Here is a 16,691-nt window from a genome sequence, read left to right as displayed (position 1 = left end):
TTAAAACCATAAATTATGTTTGTCAAATGTTTCTTTGACCGAGGGATGGCATTGTTTGGTTTATTGGTGTGTAGTCCGATTTTCTTGATTGTGAGTATGCTTATTAAAATAAAGATGCCAGAAGGTCCTGTGATTTTTAAGCAGAAACGAGTTGGAAAAGATGGTAAATTGTTTACAATGTATAAATTTCGAACGATGGCAATGGAGCATGGAGGTTCATCAATTTCTGTGGCGGGGGAAAGTCGTATCACGCCTTTGGGAGCTGTGTTGCGCAAGTATAAGTTGGATGAGTTGCCCGAATTATGGAATGTATTGGTTGGCAATATGAGTTTTGTTGGTCCTCGTCCTGATGTGCCAGGATATGCGGATCATTTGAGAGGTGAAGAACGATTGATTTTAAAACTTCGTCCAGGAATAACAGGGCCTGCTTCGTTAAAGTATGCTAACGAAGAAACAATATTAGCTTACGTTGTAGATCCGGTAAGGTATAATGATGAAATTATATTTCCGGATAAAGTGAAAATTAATCTTGATTACTATTATAATCACACGTTTTTTGGCGATATCCGTTTGATTCTTCAAACAATATTCCGTTCGTATGAGTTTGCAAAGTTATCTATAATATCTCAAGTTAGAAATCAAAAATGAAGAATTTGTACTATAAAATAAAAGATTGATTGGATAGGATATTGTTCAATGCAGAAAGTTTATTTGCCGATGCAAAAAATGAAGATTTCTGTAGGGAGTGTATCATAATAAATAATTGTTGATATTATGTTAGAAAGGATATGGCTTTCTCTTGCTCATATGAGTGGGCGGGAGCAAGGATTTATACAAGAGGCATTTGACACGAATTGGGTGGTTCCACTGGGACCCAATGTTAATGCTTTTGAGCAATCTTTACGGGATTTTTTAATTGGAAATAAAGGAGAGCAAATAGAAAATGAAGGGCTGCGGGTGGTGGCATTGAGCGCAGGGACTGCGGCATTGCATTTGGGGTTGATATTGCTAGGGATACAGCCGGGAGACGAGGTGATTTGCCAGTCATTTACTTTTGCGGCATCAGCGAATCCGATTGCTTATTTGGAGGCAACCCCGGTTTTCGTGGATAGTGAGAAAGAGACGTGGAATATGGATCCGGTGTTGTTGGAGGAGGCGATCAAGGATCGGTTGGAGAAGACGGGGAGGCTGCCGAAGGCGATTATTCCGGTGCATTTGTACGGGATGCCTGTGAAGATAGACGAGGTGATGGAGGTGGCGAATCGTTACGGGATTCCGGTGCTGGAGGATTCGGCGGAGGCCTTGGGGTCGGAATACAAGGGACGGAAATGTGGTACGTTCGGGGAGTACGGGGTATTGTCATTTAACGGGAACAAAATGATCACGACGTCGGGAGGTGGAGCTTTGATATGTCCTAGCGAGGAAAAAGCGAAAAGAGCTTTGTTTTATGCGACGCAAGCGAGAGAACAGGCTCCGCATTATCAGCACGAGAAGATCGGTTATAATTACCGGATGAGTAATATTTGTGCGGGAATCGGAAGAGGACAGATGTTCGTGTTGGATGAACACGTTGCCCGGAGACGGGAGATTCATGACTTGTACGTGAAGTTGCTGGCCGGGATGAAAGGGGTGAAAGTGATGTGCCAGCCGGAAGGGGAAGGTTTTAATTCGAATTACTGGTTGACGTGTATCACGGTGGAACCGGAAGAGGCCGGATTCACGAGAGAAGATGTCAGGTTAGCCTTGGATGCGGATAATATAGAGAGCCGTCCGTTGTGGAAACCGATGCACTTGCAGCCGGTGTTCAAGGATGCACCATTCTATGGTAACGGGACAAGTGAACGGTTGTTCGAGATAGGATTGTGCTTGCCGTCGGGGCCGACATTGACGGATAAAGATGTGGAGAGAGTGGCGAAAGTTGTGAAACAACTTTCTAATTTATGATTTACGATTTAAAATTGAACGATTAAAAAATATATGATTTAGTGATTCATTTGTGAATCAAAATATACCTCGGGCAGTGAGTGTCCGAGGTTTTTTGTTTTTATACCTAAAATGTTTAATGATGAAAAATTTATTGATGACGAGATTTTTCGCTTTGCTGGCGGAGGATTGGAAGGAGAATTTGGAGCCGAGGGTGTACGAGGATGCTATCCGGGAATTCACGAGTGAGATCAGGATGTTATGTGACACGGAGAAGGATTACGTGGGGTTGGTTAGAATGTTGGAGCAAACTCGCATTGGTCTGGAATATTGGTTGGAACGTGTTTCGGGAGATAGCGAGACTGAAAAAAAATGGACGGGTGCGGTGTTATATCAACGTGGCTTTGAAGTTGGTGGTGGCAGAGGAGCGTTCGTTACGTAAGCGTATGTCTTTAATGAAGGATTTCGGTTGCTTGAAGGGGGGACAGGTGGATATTCGTTGGAAGTCGAAGGCCTACAAGATGATGATCTTGGAGATGATTGAGGGGTTGACGCTCGTGCAGGAACTTTATTCTCCACAGGGGAATTTACTTGATGAAGAGATGTTGGCAGCTATGGTGGCGAATGTTTTTGGGGTGGAGTTCCCGAATTGCAGACAGTTGATCGATCAACTTTTTGCCCGAAAGAAAGGTGTCACGCCATTTTTAGACCAGATGGTGATGGCGATTCGGCTGGAGGCGGATAAGAGAAATGAATGGAAGGGGAAGAAAAAATGATTGATTGAGGGATTCTGATAGGTAAGGATTGCCGATTTGATGATTCTTGTGAAGGATGATCAGATCGGCAATCGTTTATATATTACATGTCATCTAGCGTATAGCAAGTTGTTTCAATTGAATAGTGGGGTAAGGTTTTGTTTGCTAAATGTTGTACTTTCTCGGCTAGCAGTTGTGGTTTGAAATTTTTCTTTTGTCTTTTGACTTCAGCGACAAGTGCTTTTTTCCCTTTTAGTTCAATAGCAACAATATCTATTTCATTTTGTTCTGATTTTGAGGTCCACCAAGAACCAATTTCTCGGTACTTATGGGTGGCAGCTAATTTTTGAATGAAGTATTTTTCAAGGATCAGCCCGGAATAAGTGGCGTAATCTTCTTTGATTATTTCACGTAGACCGACGTAATTTTTTAGTTCAATGATGGATCTGTTTTTGTCAATATATTTGAACCAAAAGCGTAAAAAATTATCTTCAATGGTATATCTTACGGTTAAGGAATTCGGTTTTGCCATGACAGGGCGTTGTTTATGTATCAAGTTATAGTCTTCTGTCAGTTTAATTAGATACCCGCCAACGCTGGACACCCCAATTAGTTGTTCTATTTGTGATTGAGTGTTAAAGCCTGAGGATATTGCAGATAAGACAGAAAAGTAAATCCCGAAATTTTTCCCAAATTCTTCAATTAATAAGAAACTTCCTTCTTCTATAAATGGAGAATTATCCCTGATCATGAATTCTATCATTTGATCTTTTGTTAATGCATGATTGTCACAGAAGAGTTCGACATATTTAGGAACGCCTCCTGTGAATGCGTAAAGTGCTAATAAATCATCGTTGTGATATTTTGGAGAGTAATCTTGCATGATTTGTTTTAATACTTCAATACTGAAAGTTGATAATTTGATGATGTTATCGGCTCTGCCAAATAGCGGTTCTTCTTTGTCGAAGAATATTTTGTGCATTAGAGAATAGATGGAACCACAAACAATTAAGTTCACGTGAGATTGTTTACGATAGGCATCCCAAATGTTTTGCATGTCACTATATATAGATGGATTTACTTTATAGAATTCTTGAAATTCATCAATGACGAGGTTGAAAGATTTTCTCGTACCTAGTTGCATGAGGTATAGGAAAATGGAATTGAAATCGTTAAGTTCTCCTGCAATTTTTTCTCCTAGGGAGCTTTCGATGGTGGCCGCGAAGTTTTTACATAAAATGCCTTCACTTTTTCGTGATACGAACAGGTATACTGTGATCTGATTCTTTAAGGCTTTTGTGATTAGGCTGGTTTTTCCGATGCGCCTACGTCCTGTGACCACGGTTAATCGTGAGTTTTCTTCAAATGAAAGTTTTTGGATTCTATTTAATTCTTCTAGTTCGAGTGTGCGATTGTAAAATTTCATATTTGATAGTTTAGAGTTACAACGTGTATTGTTACAACGTGCATTGTAAGTGTAAAGATAATGTATTCCTTAGTTTATTGCAAAATAAAAGAGATATTATTTCGGAATAAGAAAGGATATTTGTGTGTTTGCGAGTCTCTGAAAAACGGATGCTGATAATGAGGTATTTGTAGGTATTATTTATGACATAATTATTACGTCTAGTAATCAGGTCTTTGGGATGCACTAATATTGCATTCAGAAATTAAACACGTGTTTACGAGTAAATGTAGTATGAATTAAAAATTTGAATTATGGCATCAATTGACAATTTATTCAATTTGAGAGGACGAGTCGGAAATGTCGTTTTCTGCGAGCGGAAAGGAAAGTCTTACGTGCGGGCTCAACCGATGGTCGTGCATAACCCGAAGACCCGCAAGCAACAGGCGGTGAGATCAAGGTTTCGAACGGCAGTCCGGTTTTATCAAAGGATCCCAGAGGTGGCAATTCGTGCGGTGCTGAATATTTCAGCGGGAGGTGTCACTACTAACGGGTATGCTTTATTCATGAAGTTGAATTTGAAGGTGTTCAAGGCAAACGGGAGAGTCGGGGATTTTTCTCAGATGCGTTTTACCGTGGGAAGTCGACAAAAGGCTTATGATTTGGCAGGAAGGGTGGATACGAGTGATGGAGTGGAGTTGAGTTGGCAGAATGATGAGAACGTGGGATTGGAAGAGATGGAAGATCGGTTACGGGTGATCGTGATTTACGGGGATCGGGAGTTTATGCCGAGGTGTGTGGCGGATTTGGTGGCAACACGGAAAGAAGGACGAGCCGAGTTTCGGTTGGACCGGGAGAAGGGCGTGAAAGCTCATTTGTATTGCTTTTTTGCCTCTCCGGATGGAGCGACGTTCTCGAATTCTCAATACATCTGTTTATGACGTTGCGAGTAGATCCGGTGACGAATGTGGTCGATGCGGTTAGCCGGTTTGTGGATCGGCTGACTCTCCCCGCGAGGGAAAAGAAACAGTTGGAAACTGACTTGCAAAAGTTGATACAAGAGATAGAACGGGATTTGGTGCAGGCTCGTGCGAGTATCGTGGTGGAGGAGACGAGGGGAAATTGGTTGCAGCGTTCTTGGCGACCTTTGGTGATGCTGACTTTTGCCACGATTGTTTTGGTCGGGACATTTATAAATGTACCGATACTTTCAGATACTTCTCGTTTTGGGGATTTGCTGGAGATCGGGTTGGGCGGGTACGTGGTGGGGAGAAGCGGGGAAAAAATCATGCAGGCATTCGCACGAAAGCCACGCTAATTTTAGATCCTATCGATTAAGTGATTTAATGATTTTCGATTAAGTGATTTTAATCACCTAATCATTGAATCGGCAATCACGGAATCTTTTTCATTCTAAATTTTTTATTATGGATGTATTTTCAATTTCTAATTCACCATTTTCAATTGTCAATCACAGGTTGATGGGTGGTGGGGTGATTCATCTGGAATGCCCGAAGAATAGACGGGGGCTAGGAGAGCCGGATATGATTATTTTACATTACACGGGAGGTACTAGTGCCATGTCTTCGGCAAAATTCTTGGTAAGGCAGGACGTGAAGTCCTCGGCGCATGTGGTGATCGGACGGGACGGGCAGGTGATACAGCTGGTGTCGTTTAATATCGAGGCTTGGCATGCTGGGAAGAGCAGTTACGGGGGAAGGAACGAGCTGAATCATTACTCGATCGGGATCGAGCTGGATAACTTGGGGCAGTTGCGACTGGAAAGGGGAAAGTTCGTGGCGGAGTGTGGGCGTGAAGTTCCCGTGAAGGAGGTGTACACGGAGGATTTGGGAGAGGTGCCGACGTACTGGCATGACTACACGGACGTGCAGATGCGGGTGTTGAACGAGGTGTGTGGTTTGCTGGTAGCTACTTACCCGATCGGGGATATCGTGGGACATTCGGACGTGACGTCGAGGAAAGTGGACCCGGGACCGGCGTTGAGGGTGGCGGACTGGATTCGGTATTATTGATTTTAGATTTTAAATTTTGGATTTTTGATACCAGTCGCACGGGCTGAGTTTTTGTTCTACATTTTAAATTCTACATTCTAAATTAAAATAAGTTTTTCGCATTTTTCGTGTAGGGCCCATGCGGGGAGTGCGGGATCATTTTAAGTTTTCTGATTTATTCATTTTTAAATTTTAATGTTATGGCAAAATTTAATTCTTATTTATTAGGTAAAGTAACGAAGTCGGTTGGTAACGTGACGATGTGTTACATGAACAAACAAAATATCGCAAGAGCAAAAATCTTTTCAAGAAAGGATAAGCCTACGCCGGAGGTGCTTGCACAACGGGCGAAGATGAAGGCTTTGATCGAGTTATCCAGACGTTTGCTTCCCGTGATTCGTAAAGGATTCATTGGAATCGGGAGTGGGACCACGTCCAATGCCTTCGTATCATTGAACTTGGGAGCTACGAGTGCGGATGAGAGTTATATGGTAACGATTGATTTTGCCCGACTTCGGATGGCATCAGGATTGATGTACACGCCCAAAGTTACGGTGACGTATAGTGAGGAGAATAAGATGTATTCTTTCGAACAGGAGATGCAAATGGCCGAGGAAGGTTATTCTTCTGCTGACGATCAGGTGTATGCCGTGTTGTACGAAACCGTGTTGAAGAGAGGTAAGCTTATTTTGTTGAGAGCTCGTGGAGAGAACGGGAACACGAGTGAATCCTTACCGGAAGAGTGGGATTCCACGAATGTGAAAGGGTATGCTTTTGCTACCACGAAAAATGGAAAGGCTGCATCGGATAGTGTTTGTCTGACGATAGCTTAATAAAAAAGTGAAGCCTCCTGAAAGGGAGGCTTTATCTTTTATTTTACGTAGTCTGCCATGCAGCTTTCACGAGTTCCGGTGATATCGAAGATCACTTGCAGGTGCAAGAGCTCAAATATTTTCAACACTTCCGGCGTGAGGTTGCAAAGTTTTAGGTTGGAGCCGACGCTTTTCGCTGTTTTGAAAAGGGCGATGATGCAACCGATGGCACTACTATCTACAAATTCAATGTCGTGAAAGTCGAAGAGCATTCGACAATCTTTATTATTTAACAAAGGTCTGAGTTCCGTTTTCACTTCGTCAGCCGACGCTAACGTGAAACGAGTCACGTCTACGAATTCGACAATGGTGATACCATTTTGTTCTGTTACTTTTAGAATCATTGTTCAATTAGTTTCTAAGGATTAATATGTAGTAAATTTATTCACAGTTGAATTGAACAAAAGTAATCATTTTTACCGAGATTGCAAATAAGTTAACGGGCGGTTTGTTTCTGATTTCGAAGATTCAATTGACGTGCTAATATTTTTTTAGAAAGGGTAGGCAAGAACAATAAAAGTTTTAACTTTGCGGAGTGTTATAGTTATACTTTATAATATAATGAATATTTAAACGATATAAAAATGAAGACTACTCCATTTACACATTTCCATGAGGAGCTTGGGGCAAGAATGGCTCCTTTTGCCGGCTACAATATGCCGATTGAATATACCGGTATTAAAGACGAACACAACACGGTTCGTGAAAAAGTGGGTGTATTTGATGTTTCTCACATGGGTGAATTCTGGGTAAAAGGCCCGAAAGCTTTCGAATTGGTACAGAAGATTACTTCTAACGATGTAGCAGCTCTCACGGATGGTAAAATCCAGTATAGCTGTTTTCCGAATGAAACGGGTGGTATCGTGGATGACCTTTTGGTATATCGTTTCAGTGCCGAAAAATATTTGTTGGTTGTGAATGCTGCCAATATCGAGAAGGACTGGGCATGGTGTACGAAATGGGCAAAAGAATTAGGTATGAACGTGGATACCGATTTGGAAAACGCTTCTGATAATATTTGCCAGCTTGCCGTTCAAGGTCCTTTGGCATTGAAGGCAATGCAAAAATTAACCACGGCTAACGTGGTAGATATGGAATATTATACTTTCCAAGAGATCCCGTTTGCAGGAATCGATAAAGTGATCTTCTCCACGACTGGATATACCGGAGCGGGTGGTTGCGAGATTTATGCATACGTGAAAGATGCCGAGAAACTTTGGCATGCCGTGTTTGAGGCTGGGGCTGAATTCGGAATCAAACCTGCCGGGTTAGGTTCTCGTGATACCTTGCGTTTGGAAGCAGGTTTCTGCTTGTACGGACACGAAATTGACGATGATCATTCTCCTATCGAGGCTGGTTTGGGCTGGATCACGAAATTCGTGCCGGGAAATGATTTCATTAACCGTGCTTATCATGAAAAAATGAAAGCAGATAAGCCGAGCCGTTACATGAAACCGTTCGAACTTCAAGATAAGGGTATTGCTCGCCAAGGATACGTGATCGAGGATGCAGAAGGAAACGAGATCGGGGTTGTTTGCTCCGGAACTGTTTCTCCCTGGACCGGGAAGTCAATCGGTACGGGATACGTGAAGAGTGGTTTCCACAAGCTGGATACGGAGATCTTCATTCGTGTAAGAAACAAAGCTTTGAAAGCTAAAATTGTCAAGACCCCGTTCTTTTAGTCGGGTGCTTTTGAGCTAGACGATAACTAAGCACCCGGGAACGGGTGCTTAGTCTTTTTATAGAAGCAAAAACGTTTTCGAAGATGTTGAAACTGTTGATTATTAAGCGGTAAGAAAAACGAATAAAAATTACGGAAAAAAGTCTTTTATATGGACTTATTTTGCATCTTTGTAACGCGATTGCAAACAAGATTTTAATTAATTATCTACTTAAATATTTTAGAGATGAGAAAACACATTTTTAATGCCGGACCATGTAAATTGCCGGATTCTACATTGGAAAATGTATCAAAAGCAGTATTAGAGTTCGGTAACACGGGACAATCAATCATGGAAGTGTCTCACCGTTCTGCAGATTTTCAAGCTGTTTACGAAGAGGCTGTTGCCTTGTTCAAAGAAGTATTGAATATTCCGGAAGGATACTCGGTTCTTTTCTTGGGTGGTGGTGCTAGTATGCAGTTCTGCATGATCCCCTTCAACTTCTTGAAAACGAAAGCTGCCTATGTAAATACCGGAACTTGGTCAACTGCAGCTATTAAAGAGGCTAAAATGTGGGGTGAAGTTGAAATCGTTGCTTCTTCTGAGGCTGACGGATTTACTTATTATCCTGAATTCACGATTCCTTCAGACGTGGATTACATGCACATCACTTCAAACAACACGATCCGCGGTACGGAAATTTTCTATGATCCGACTTCTCCGGTACCTTTGATTTGTGATATGTCTTCTGATATTTGCAGCCGTCCGGTTGACGTGTCTAAATATGCCATGATCTATGGGGGATGCCAGAAGAACCTCGGACCTGCCGGTGTTACCTTCGTGATCATTAAAGATGATTTCTTGAACAACGTGGTAGCTGACAGAATGATCCCGACTATGTTGAGATACAAAACTCACGTGGATAAAGAATCAATGTACAACACTCCTCCATGTATCAATATTTTCGGGGTGAAAGAAACCTTGAAATGGGTAAAAGCAATGGGTGGTGTTGAAGCTATGGAGAAATTAGCTATCGAAAGAGCTGATATGCTTTATGCTGAATTGGAAAGAAGCAAAGTATTCCGTCCGGTTGTAAAAGAAGGTTCTCGTTCAAGAATGAACATTCCTTTCTTGTTAAGAGAAGGATACGAGTCATTGGAGAAAGAATTCCTTGATTTCGCTAAGACTAAAAACTTGGTAGGATTGAAAGGACACCGTTCAGTAGGTGGATTCCGTGCTTCTACTTACAACGCTTGTACAATCGAAGACGTGAAAGCTTTGGTTGCTGCAATGCAAGAATTTGAAGCAAAACATATCTAATAATTGACGATTTACGATTTCGGATGTAGAATTGTCTTTCATGAAAATGAAGGCAATGATGGTCTGAAATCGTAAATCTTTTTTCATTTAAAATTGTAATTATCATGACTAAAGTATTAATCGCTACAGATAAACCGTTTGCTCCGGTTGCCGTTAACGGAATCAGAGAAATCGTAGAAGCTCAAGGATATGAGTTAGTTTTATTAGAAAAATATACTTCACAAGACGAGTTGATCGCTGCCGTTGCTGATGTTGACGCTATGATCATTCGTTCAGACAAAGCTACTAAAGAAGTAATCGAGGCTGCAAAGAATTTGAAAGTAATCGTTCGTGCCGGTGCAGGATACGATAACATCGACTTGGCTGCTTGTACTGCTCACAATGTAGTGGCTATGAACACTCCGGGACAAAACTCAAACGCTGTGGCCGAGTTGGCTTTCGGTATGATGGTTTACATGGCTCGTAACTTCTTCAACGGAAAATCAGGTTCCGAGTTGAAAGGTAAGAAGATCGGTATCCACGCTTACGGAAACGTTGGACAAAACGTTGGACGTATCGCTCGCGGATTCGGAATGGAAGTTTACGCTTTCGACCCGTTCATGACGGACGAGCAAATCAAAAATGCCGGGGCAACCCCGTTACATTCAGCTGAGGAAATGTATAAGATGTGTCAATACATCTCTTTGCATATCCCGGCAACAGAACAAACCAAGAAATCAATCAATTATGATTTGTTGAAAGATATGCCGAAGGGTGCTGTTTTGGTGAACACCGCTCGTAAGGAAGTTATCGACGAGGAAGGTTTGGCTAAATTGATGGAAGAAAGAGCTGATTTCCACTATATCACGGATATCGCTCCGGATTGTGATTGTTTCAGCAAATTCGAAGGTCGTTTCTTCGCTACCCCGAAAAAGATGGGTGCTCAAACAGAAGAGGCTAACGTTAACGCAGGATTGGCTGCTGCTCACCAGATCGTGAACTTCATCGAGAAAGGTGACGAAAAATTCAGAGTAAACAAATAAATCAATTTTAGATTTACGATTTATGATTCTGTGATTTTTCACGGCGCTATTTGAAGCGTGGATCTGTGTGGTTGGAATCATTAAATCGTAAATCGTTAAATCATAAATATACTTATGGCAATAGTAAAACCATTCAAAGGATTACGTACACCATCTCAAGAAGTTTGTGAGGAACTGGCGTGTCTACCTTACGATGTGATGAATTCAGAGGAAGCAGCACAAATGGCTGCAGGAAAACCTCGTTCATTATTACATGTTACCAGAGCTGAGATTGACTGCCCTGCAGGAACTGATATTCACTCCGAGACTGTTTATAACAAGAGCGTGGAGAATTTCAATATGTTCCAGGAAAAGGGATGGTTAGTTCAGGATGAGGATGCTAAATTTTATATCTACGCCCAGACGATGGACGGAAGAACTCAATATGGTATCGTAGGTTGTGCTGCTTGTGAGGATTACATGAACGGAATTATCAAGAAACACGAGTTGACCCGTCCGGATAAGGAAGAGGATCGTATGATCTTGACCCGTTATGTAAAAGCTAACCTGGAACCGGTATTCTTTGCTTACAAGGCTGTTCCGGAAATTGATGCTATCGTTGAAGATATCGTGAAGAGCAAAAAAGCTGACTATGATTTCGTGGCGGAAGACGGGTTCGGTCATCATTTCTGGGCAATCAACTGCCCGGAGACCAACAAACGTTTGGAGGAATTATTTGCAACAAAAGTTCCTTACACGTATGTTGCTGATGGACACCATAGAACTGCTGCTGCTGCTCGTATCGGTGCCGAGTTCAAATCAAAGAACCCGAACCACGACGGTACGGAAGAATATAATTTCTTCATGGCTGTTCACTTCCCGGATCATCAGTTGAAAATCATTGATTACAACCGTGTTGTAAAAGATTTGAACGGTTTGACTGAAGAGCAATTGTTGGCTAAATTGGGCGAACATTTCACGGTTGAAGATATGGGTACGGAGATATATCACCCGGCTAAATTACATGAATTCAGCATGTACTTAGGTGGAAGATGGTATAAGCTGACGGCTAAACCGGGAAGTTACGATGACAATGACCCGATCGGGGTATTGGATGTAACTATCCTTTCTAACCATGTATTGGCTGACATTTTGGATATTCAGGATTTGCGTACTTCTAAACGGATTGATTTCGTGGGAGGTATCCGCGGATTGGGAGAATTGAAACGTCGTGTTGATAATGGCGAGATGAAAGTGGCTTTCGCTTTGTACCCTGTTTCTATGGAGCAATTGATCAATATTGCCGATACCGGTAATATCATGCCTCCGAAGACGACTTGGTTCGAACCGAAACTTCGTTCTGGAATGGTAATCCACAAGATCTAATAAGACTTGGACTCAATAAAAAAGCGACTCGAAAGAGTCGCTTTTCTTATGCTTTATAGCGAAGCCATTTGTATAATTCTTTCCAGGTGACTTTCTTCCCGTACATGAGGATACCTACCCTGTAAATCTTACCGGATAACCATGTGAAGAAAAGGAAGGATCCGACGAGTAAACCCATTGAAGTGATGATTTCCCATGCAGGAACACCGAACGGTATACGTACAAGCATGACGACCGGAGAGGTGAAAGGGATGAGAGAACTCCAGAATACCATGGGTGATTCGGGGCTTTTCATGGCAGCAACACCGATGTAGAGAGCGACAACCAGAATGATAGACAGAGGGGTCATGAATTGCTGGGAGTCCGTTTCATTATCAACGGCAGCACCAATGGCGGCAAATAAGGATGCATATAATAAATATCCTCCGATGAAATAGAATAAGAAGGCTCCCACGAATTTCAAGATAAACATGGGATCAATAGTTTTTACGAGATTTTGGATGATCGCCAATTGCTCGGGGTTAATTTCTGTTCCTTGAGCAAACATATTTAGGTCGTTGGCATTTTTTAAGGCTTCCAAGTCAAGATTCGGCATGAAAAAAGCTTGAGAAATTAAAATAATACCTCCTCCCAAAACAATCCATATCAAAAATTGTACAAGTCCCACGGCTGCCACTCCGATAATCTTTCCCAATAGGAACTGGAAGGGTTTTACCGAAGAAACTAACACTTCAATAATCCGATTCGTTTTTTCCTCGATAACACCTTTCATGACTTGAGAGGCATACATGAAAATAAAGAAGTAGATGATTAGCCCGGCAACCAGTCCGATGATTGACGTGATTTCGGACGAACTTTCTTTGGCATCTCCGGTGTCCGTGACGAGTAATGTCCTCACCAGTACGGGGGTTTTGGTGGCATCCAATTCCGTTTCCAAATTCGGCATCTGGGTTTTAGCAATCACTTCAGCACGTTTGACAGTTTCTATTTTCTGGCGTAATTGTGATGCAATCTCGTTTTTCAGTTCCATGGGAACTTGAGACGTTGAGAATACCGGGATTTCGGCATGGGTCATGACATTGGCCGGGATACGGGTAATGGCGTAAAAATCGTTCTTTTTCAGAAAATCAATATAGTCTGATTCCGGTATCTCCCGATCGATATATGTGAAACTCGTGTTATTAATTTTTTGAAGCGGGGTTTCTAACGTTGATTCGTTGATAACGGCAATTGTACGCTCTTGGCTGTCGTCTCGTAGTAGCATCCACATGAGGAAAGCATAGAATAATGCGAACAGGATCGGGACAAAAATTGTGACGACAAGGAAGGTCTTTTTACGGACTCTTGTGGTAAATTCCCGATTTATGATAATGAGTATCTTGTTCATTTTAATTGAAAATTGAAAATTGAAAATTGAAAATGAGGTTTTGGAAACGTCATTCTGATTTTCAATTTGGGATAATTATTTTAATTTAAAATTTGAAATCATAAATCTAAAAATTATTTAGGCTTGCTCTTTTACGAGTTTTATAAAGATATCGTTCATGCTGGGAATGATCTTTTGGTAAGAGATGATGTCTGTTTGGGGCAGGACTCTTGACAAAAGGGTGTTTGCCGGGCAATAAGTGTTTTGTTGCAAAATAATATCCTGACGGTCTCCTTCGACACGTTGAGATACTATCTCGAATTCTGAGCCGATTGTTTGTGCGGGTGAGAATTCCGGGTTGTAGCGACAGCTGAGCTGGTATGTGTTACTGGCATACTTTTCACGAATCTGATTGATTGGTCCCTCGATGATCTTGCGTGATTTGTTGATTAAGGCGATATGGCTACAGATTTCTTCTACCGATCCCATGTTGTGTGTGGAAAAGATGATGGTTGTTCCTTTCTTGCGTAATTCGAGAATTTCCCGTTTCAGTAATTCAACGTTGATGGGGTCGAAACCGCTAAAGGGTTCGTCAAAAATCAGCAATTCCGGTTCATGAAGTACCGTGGTGATAAATTGTACTTTTTGTGCCATACCTTTGGATAGTTCTTCTACTTTTTTATCCCACCAAGCCTCAATCTCGAATTTCTCGAACCACATTTTAAGACGGACGATCGCCTCGTGTTTACTGATTCCTTTTAAGCGAGCCAAGTAAACGGCCTGTTCTCCGACTTTCATTTTTTTGTAGAGTCCTCGCTCTTCAGGAAGGTAACCAATCCGGTTGACATCAGACGGTTTCAGATGTTCATTTCTGAAAAATATTTCTCCTGAATCAGGGGCTGTGATTTGGTTAATAATTCGAATTAAGGAAGTCTTTCCGGCTCCATTAGGGCCTAGTAGCCCGTAGATGGCTCCCTCCGGGATGTTGATTGACACGTCATCCAATGCCTTGTGGTTTGCATAGGTTTTGACGATGTTCAAGGCTTTGAAGAAACTCATAATCGGATATTTGTCAAAGGCTGCCGATTCGGCAGCCTTTGAAGTTATTTTATTTCAAACATTAAAGCGTCTTTAGGGAGTTTATCTCCTTTGTTGACATGAATCTTCATGATCGTACCACTTATGGGAGCCAGGATTTTATTGTGCATTTTCATGGCTTCCAAGAGGCAAAGTAAATCTCCTGCTTTAACTTCTTGACCTTCTTTTACATACAAATCGATGATAGATCCCGGTATGTATGTGATAACGGCTCCCGGATCGGGTTTTTCCCATTGTTTCCGATTAATAAATTTTTCGGTAAACTGGGTTTTATATTTTAAGCCGTCGATTTCTAATAAATCGTATTTTGGTGTACTCATCGTGGTATAATTTTAGTTTAAAATGGAGGAATTCCATGTTTTTTAGCCGGGGTTAATACCGACTTGTTGCTGGATACCTCGATGGAGTGTTTCAGGATCTTCCGGGTTTCCTCGGGTTCGATCACGGAATCGATATAGCCTTTAGAGGCGGCCACGTAAGGATTGGCGAATTTTTCACGATATTCGGCAACTTTGATTTTACGCATTTCTTCCGGATTTTCGGCAGCCATAATCTCTTTTTTGAAGATGATGTTGGCAGCACCTTCCGGTCCCATTACTGCAATTTCTGCAGTTGGCCATGCGAACATAAAGTCAGCTTTCAAGTGACGTGAGTTCATAGCGATATAACCACCACCATATGCTTTTCTAAGGATTACTGTAATCTTAGGTACCGTAGCCTCACTATATGCATAAAGAACTTTCGCCCCGTGACGAATAACACCCATATACTCTTGTTCAACACCCGGTAAGTATCCTGGCATATCCTCGAATGTTACGATCGGAATATTGAAGGCATCGCAGAATCGGATAAAACGTCCGGCTTTATCAGAAGAGTCACAGTCTAACACTCCGGCAAGTACAGAAGGCTGATTAGCCACGAAACCGATAGTTTCCCCGTCGATACGTCCGAATCCGACAACGATGTTTTTTGCGAATTCTTGTTGAATTTCCAAGAAGTCAGAATCATCGGCAACAGCACGGATTACATCGCGCACGTCATAAGGCTGGGTGGGGTCAGACGGAATGATTTTCTCGATCTTGTATTCCGGTCTTGGCGGTTTGGAGGGGAAAGGTTTAGCTTTTGCCTCGTTACTCCAGGGAATGAATGTCAATAATTTTTTGATCTGTTCGAAACATTCATACTCTGAATGAGCGAAGAAATGGGCATTACCGCTGATTTCACTGTGAACTCTAGCTCCTCCGAGTTCTTCCATGGTCACGACTTCTCCTAATACCGTTTTTACAACTTCAGGTCCGGTAATAAACATTTTGGAAATGTTGTCAACCACGAACACGAAGTCGGTCAAGGCGGGAGAGTATACGGCTCCACCAGCACAAGGACCGAGGATTACAGATAATTGAGGAATTACTCCGGATGCCTGGGTGTTACGGAAGAAAATTTCTCCGTATCCGGCTAAGGAGTCAACACCTTCTTGAATACGAGCTCCACCAGAATCGTTGATTCCGATCAAGGGTACTCGCATTTTTAAGGCATGATCCATGATTTTAGTGATTTTACGAGCATGCATCAAACCAAGAGAACCACCGGCTACGGTGAAATCTTGCGCGTAAATACATACAGGTTCTCCATAGATTGTTCCGGTACCGATGATGACACCATCACCATGAAGAACTTTCTTATCCATATCAAAATCTTTGGACTGATGCTCAACGAACATGTCGTACTCATGGAAAGAGTCTTTGTCCAAAATTGCTTCAATACGCTCCCGGGCTGTCAATTTTCCCATTGCAGCTTGCTTCTTAATCGCCTCTTCGCCACCTCCTTGAAGAACAATTTCTTTTCTCTTTCTTAAATCAAGAACATTTCTTTTAAGTGACATAAGTATTATT

Annotated in this window: 18 protein-coding genes; 12 read left to right on the top strand and 6 right to left on the bottom strand. The window is 42.0% G+C overall.

The window, feature by feature from the left end:
- The first annotated feature begins 15 nt into the window (after window positions 1-15).
- The 4 genes from F1644_RS07125 to F1644_RS07110 all read left to right on the top strand — a co-directional run bounded on the left by F1644_RS07125 (window position 16) and on the right by F1644_RS07110 (window position 2,699).
- Window positions 16-648: a sugar transferase gene (locus F1644_RS07125; protein WP_118305560.1), complete on the top strand. Its 633-nt coding sequence runs from the start codon at window positions 16-18 to the stop codon at window positions 646-648.
- Window positions 649-774: 126 nt separating this feature from the next.
- Complete coding sequence (locus F1644_RS07120; protein WP_118305559.1) at window positions 775-1,944, top strand: DegT/DnrJ/EryC1/StrS family aminotransferase; 1,170 nt, start codon at window positions 775-777, stop codon at window positions 1,942-1,944.
- Between the two features lie 121 nt (window positions 1,945-2,065).
- The gene (locus F1644_RS07115; RefSeq protein WP_118305558.1) at window positions 2,066-2,365 is read left to right on the top strand and encodes a hypothetical protein; all 300 of its coding nucleotides are present in this window, start codon (window positions 2,066-2,068) and stop codon (window positions 2,363-2,365) included.
- Window positions 2,304-2,699 carry a hypothetical protein gene (locus tag F1644_RS07110; RefSeq protein ID WP_147344506.1) on the top strand — a complete coding sequence of 132 codons (396 nt, stop codon included), beginning with the start codon at window positions 2,304-2,306 and terminating at the stop codon, window positions 2,697-2,699. The genes F1644_RS07115 and F1644_RS07110 overlap by 62 nt, the downstream gene beginning before the upstream one ends.
- A gap of 82 nt (window positions 2,700-2,781) precedes the next feature.
- Here F1644_RS07110 and F1644_RS07105 read toward each other — a convergent pair whose 3' ends face one another.
- On the bottom strand, window positions 2,782-4,104 hold the full coding sequence (locus tag F1644_RS07105; protein ID WP_118305556.1) for an ATP-binding protein: 1,323 nt from the start codon (window positions 4,102-4,104) through the stop codon (window positions 2,782-2,784).
- Window positions 4,105-4,397: 293 nt separating this feature from the next.
- Here F1644_RS07105 and F1644_RS07100 point away from each other — a divergent pair, with 293 nt between their 5' ends.
- The 4 genes from F1644_RS07100 to F1644_RS07085 all read left to right on the top strand — a co-directional run bounded on the left by F1644_RS07100 (window position 4,398) and on the right by F1644_RS07085 (window position 6,928).
- Window positions 4,398-5,024: a DUF6266 family protein gene (locus F1644_RS07100; RefSeq protein ID WP_118305555.1), complete on the top strand. Its 627-nt coding sequence runs from the start codon at window positions 4,398-4,400 to the stop codon at window positions 5,022-5,024.
- Window positions 5,021-5,401 carry a 3TM-type holin gene (locus F1644_RS07095; RefSeq protein WP_118305554.1) on the top strand — a complete coding sequence of 127 codons (381 nt, stop codon included), beginning with the start codon at window positions 5,021-5,023 and terminating at the stop codon, window positions 5,399-5,401. The genes F1644_RS07100 and F1644_RS07095 overlap by 4 nt, the downstream gene beginning before the upstream one ends.
- Window positions 5,402-5,510: 109 nt before the next feature.
- Window positions 5,511-6,116 carry an N-acetylmuramoyl-L-alanine amidase gene (locus tag F1644_RS07090; RefSeq protein ID WP_118305553.1) on the top strand — a complete coding sequence of 202 codons (606 nt, stop codon included), beginning with the start codon at window positions 5,511-5,513 and terminating at the stop codon, window positions 6,114-6,116.
- 179 nt (window positions 6,117-6,295) lie between these two features.
- Entirely contained in the window at window positions 6,296-6,928 is a 633-nt protein-coding gene (locus tag F1644_RS07085) for a hypothetical protein (RefSeq protein WP_118305552.1), read from the top strand.
- 38 nt (window positions 6,929-6,966) lie between these two features.
- Here F1644_RS07085 and F1644_RS07080 read toward each other — a convergent pair whose 3' ends face one another.
- Complete coding sequence (locus F1644_RS07080) at window positions 6,967-7,311, bottom strand: STAS domain-containing protein (RefSeq protein WP_118305551.1); 345 nt, start codon at window positions 7,309-7,311, stop codon at window positions 6,967-6,969.
- A gap of 240 nt (window positions 7,312-7,551) precedes the next feature.
- On the opposite strand from F1644_RS07080, the gene gcvT reads away from it, so the two are divergent.
- From gcvT to F1644_RS07060, 4 genes are all read left to right on the top strand, one after another.
- On the top strand, window positions 7,552-8,649 hold the full coding sequence (gcvT, locus tag F1644_RS07075) for a glycine cleavage system aminomethyltransferase GcvT (RefSeq protein WP_087421600.1): 1,098 nt from the start codon (window positions 7,552-7,554) through the stop codon (window positions 8,647-8,649).
- A gap of 225 nt (window positions 8,650-8,874) precedes the next feature.
- Window positions 8,875-9,948 (top strand): 3-phosphoserine/phosphohydroxythreonine transaminase, encoded by a 1,074-nt coding sequence (gene serC / locus F1644_RS07070; RefSeq protein ID WP_087421601.1) that lies wholly within the window; start codon window positions 8,875-8,877, stop codon window positions 9,946-9,948.
- 104 nt (window positions 9,949-10,052) lie between these two features.
- Window positions 10,053-10,970: a 3-phosphoglycerate dehydrogenase gene (locus F1644_RS07065; RefSeq protein WP_087421602.1), complete on the top strand. Its 918-nt coding sequence runs from the start codon at window positions 10,053-10,055 to the stop codon at window positions 10,968-10,970.
- Between the two features lie 114 nt (window positions 10,971-11,084).
- Complete coding sequence (locus F1644_RS07060) at window positions 11,085-12,335, top strand: DUF1015 domain-containing protein (RefSeq protein WP_087421603.1); 1,251 nt, start codon at window positions 11,085-11,087, stop codon at window positions 12,333-12,335.
- A gap of 46 nt (window positions 12,336-12,381) precedes the next feature.
- Here F1644_RS07060 and F1644_RS07055 read toward each other — a convergent pair whose 3' ends face one another.
- From F1644_RS07055 to F1644_RS07040, 4 genes are all read right to left on the bottom strand, one after another.
- Window positions 12,382-13,722, bottom strand: a complete 1,341-nt coding sequence (locus tag F1644_RS07055) for an ABC transporter permease (RefSeq protein WP_118305550.1) — start codon at window positions 13,720-13,722, stop codon at window positions 12,382-12,384.
- Between the two features lie 117 nt (window positions 13,723-13,839).
- On the bottom strand, window positions 13,840-14,760 hold the full coding sequence (locus F1644_RS07050; protein ID WP_118305549.1) for an ABC transporter ATP-binding protein: 921 nt from the start codon (window positions 14,758-14,760) through the stop codon (window positions 13,840-13,842).
- A gap of 44 nt (window positions 14,761-14,804) precedes the next feature.
- Window positions 14,805-15,119, bottom strand: a complete 315-nt coding sequence (locus F1644_RS07045) for a biotin/lipoyl-containing protein (protein WP_087421606.1) — start codon at window positions 15,117-15,119, stop codon at window positions 14,805-14,807.
- 17 nt (window positions 15,120-15,136) lie between these two features.
- Window positions 15,137-16,681 (bottom strand): acyl-CoA carboxylase subunit beta, encoded by a 1,545-nt coding sequence (locus F1644_RS07040; protein WP_087421607.1) that lies wholly within the window; start codon window positions 16,679-16,681, stop codon window positions 15,137-15,139.
- Window positions 16,682-16,691 lie beyond the last annotated feature (10 nt).

The organism is Butyricimonas paravirosa (assembly GCF_032878955.1).
Classification (GTDB): Bacteria; Bacteroidota; Bacteroidia; order Bacteroidales; family Marinifilaceae; genus Butyricimonas; species Butyricimonas paravirosa.
Note: the sequence above shows the minus strand (reverse complement) of the source record. Positions and strands in the feature narration are given on the sequence as shown.